At 71.4% G+C, this 2,379-nt stretch carries 3 protein-coding genes; 2 read left to right on the forward strand and 1 reads right to left on the reverse strand.

The features are described 5' to 3' along the window. Nucleotides 1-220: 220 nt before the first annotated feature. Nucleotides 221-367: a hypothetical protein gene (locus tag EBO15_RS44985; RefSeq protein ID WP_158628515.1), complete on the reverse strand. Its 147-nt coding sequence runs from the start codon at nucleotides 365-367 to the stop codon at nucleotides 221-223. Between the two features lie 170 nt (nucleotides 368-537). Between EBO15_RS44985 and EBO15_RS43205 the strand changes: the two genes are divergently transcribed. Both EBO15_RS43205 and EBO15_RS43210 read left to right on the forward strand, forming a co-directional pair. Next, nucleotides 538-1,788 carry an acyl-CoA dehydrogenase family protein gene (locus tag EBO15_RS43205; RefSeq protein WP_122200193.1) on the forward strand — a complete coding sequence of 417 codons (1,251 nt, stop codon included), beginning with the start codon at nucleotides 538-540 and terminating at the stop codon, nucleotides 1,786-1,788. Nucleotides 1,789-1,962: 174 nt separating this feature from the next. Next, nucleotides 1,963-2,379: helix-turn-helix transcriptional regulator (locus EBO15_RS43210; protein ID WP_122200194.1), on the forward strand; the 417-nt coding region annotated here is incomplete at its 3' end.

A 2,379-nucleotide genomic window follows, 5' to 3' on the forward strand; every position in this document is an offset into this window, starting at 1 on the left:
CCGCCGCCGGCCCGGCAGAGGTGGTCCAGGCGGTGCCGGCCGTGCCCGCGACCGCGGTGCCCGGGCCGGCCAGGCCGACGGCCAGAACGGCGGCGCCGAGACGGATCATGACGCCGGTGATGTTCCTGCTCATGACGAGACTCCCCCTGCAATGCTCCTGGATGTGCGCGCCCCTGCGGCGCACCGGGCAGGGTCGAAGCGCGACACCCGCACCGGCGACTCACTGTAGTTCGGCCATCTCATCAAGTGACGGATCTTTGCCGCCGAACGCGAGACCGAGGGTGGAGGTGAGCGCGCCGGTGACCCTGGGGGAACCGGCGGTGACGGCGGTGACCCGGTCGGTGGTGCCGGCGGTCTCGGAGAGCACTCCGCCGCCGGCGGTCCACCTCCCCGGGAGCACTTCGGCGCGGGCGTGCGGCTCCGGCCGGAGATCGTGGTGTCCGGGAACCACTGAACACCCTGACTAAAATAAGCGCTTACTTTCTTCGTCTGCCAGGATGGACCGGACGAACCGGTCCGACGAAGGCGGGACGAAGCATGATCGAATGGTCCGACGAGGACGTCATGATCCGCGACGCGGTGCGCGCGTGGGTCGATGAGAAGGTCCGTCCGCGGATGGACGCCCTGGACGCCGGGGACCTGCCGCCCTACGACCTCGTCCGGGACCTGTTCCGGACCTTCGGCATGGACGAGATGGCGCGGACCTCCTTCAACGCCCGGCTGGAGAAGGAGGAGCGCGCCGCCTCCGGCGAGAGCGAGGGCAAGGGTGAGGGTGAGGGCGGGGACGGGGAGAAGTCCGGCGGCGGGGGCGTGAACGCATCGCTGAACATCCTGCCGATCGTCGAGCTGTGCAAGGTGTCGCCGGGCCTGGTCACCGCGATGGGCGTCAGCCTCGGCCTCGCCGCCGGGACGATCATGAAGCGGGGCAGTGCCGAGCAGAAGCGGCGGTGGGGCCTGGACCTGCTCACCATGGACAAGGTCGGCGCGTGGGCGATCACCGAGCCGAACTCCGGGTCGGACGCCTTCGGCGGGATGCAGGCCACCGCGCGCCGCGACGGCGACGGCTACGTCCTCAACGGCTCCAAGACGTTCATCACCAACGGCCCGCACGCCGACACGATCGTGTTCTACTGCAAGCTCGACGACGGCCGCGACCCGCGCGACCGCGAGATCCTCACCTTCGTCCTGGACCGGGGCATGCCGGGGCTCGAGCAGAGCAAGCCGCTGCGCAAGATGGGCCTGCACTCCTCCCCCACCGGCGAGCTGTTCCTCAGCGACGTCCGCGCGGGCGCGGACCGGCTCCTCACCGGCGGCGGGACGGGCTCACAGAGCGGCAGGGAGTCGGCCCGGCAGAACTTCGTCACCGAGCGCGCGGGCGTCGCCGCGATGGCGCTCGGCGTCATCGAGGAGTGCCTGCGCCTGTCGGTCGACTACGCCAGGAAGCGCGAGCTGTGGGGCAAGCCGATCGGCGACTTCCAGCTGATCCAGCTGAAGCTGGCGAAGATGGAGGTGGCGCGGCTGAACGTCCAGAACCTGGTGTTCCGGCATGTGGAGATGCAGCGCAAGGGCCTCACGCCGACGCTCGCCGAGGCGTCGGCGATGAAGCTGTACGCCGCGCAGGCCGCCGCCGAGGTCACCCAGGAGGCGGTGCAGCTGTTCGGCGGCAACGGCTACATGAGCGAGTACCGCGTCGAGCAGCTCGCCCGGGACGCCAAGTCCTTCCAGATCTACGCGGGCACCGACGAGATCCAGGTGACCCACATCGCGCGCGACCTGCTGTCCCGCTGACACCCCCTCACGAGGCGGGGCCGTCCCGGCACCGGGGACGGCCCCGCTTCTCCCTTGCCCGCGGGGCGGCGGAAGGGCAACGAAACGGTGACGAGGGGTTGACGGGTTCGGAAGGAGTCCTTACTTTCAGGGCCAGGTTAGGAAAGTTTCCTAACTCAGAGAGGCCGTCCCGCGATGACCGTGCCGTCCGACTCGTCCGTGCCCACGCCGGGCACCCCGAGCCTGCTGCGGGCCATCAACGACCGCGCCGCGCTCGAGGTGCTCCTGGCCCGCGGGACGCTCACCCGGCCCGAGCTGTCCCGCCTCACCGGCATCTCCAAACCCACCGCGTCCCAGCTCCTCGCCCGCCTGGAGGACAGCGGCCTGGTCATGCGGGACGGCGTGCGGGAGGGCACCCCCGGCCGCACCGCCGAGCTGTACCGGATCGTGCCGTCCGCCGCGCACGTCGCCGGACTGGACGTCACCCCCCGCCGGATCATCGCCGCCGTCGCCGACCTCACCGGTGCCGTCGTCGGCGAGCACGTCCTGGCGACGCCGGGCCGCGCGAACGTCGACGCCGCCGCCCGCGCCGCCGCGGCCGTCGACGGCGCC

Origin of the sequence: Actinomadura harenae (assembly GCF_003696215.1) — a bacterium.
GTDB classification, from domain to species: Bacteria; Actinomycetota; Actinomycetes; order Streptosporangiales; family Streptosporangiaceae; genus Spirillospora; species Spirillospora harenae.

Bases quoted from the DNA above. Each gene is read 5' to 3' on its own strand.
- EBO15_RS43205 (WP_122200193.1), top strand. From the start codon at position 538: ATGATCGAATGGTCCGACGAGGACGTCATGATCCGCGACGCGGTGCGC.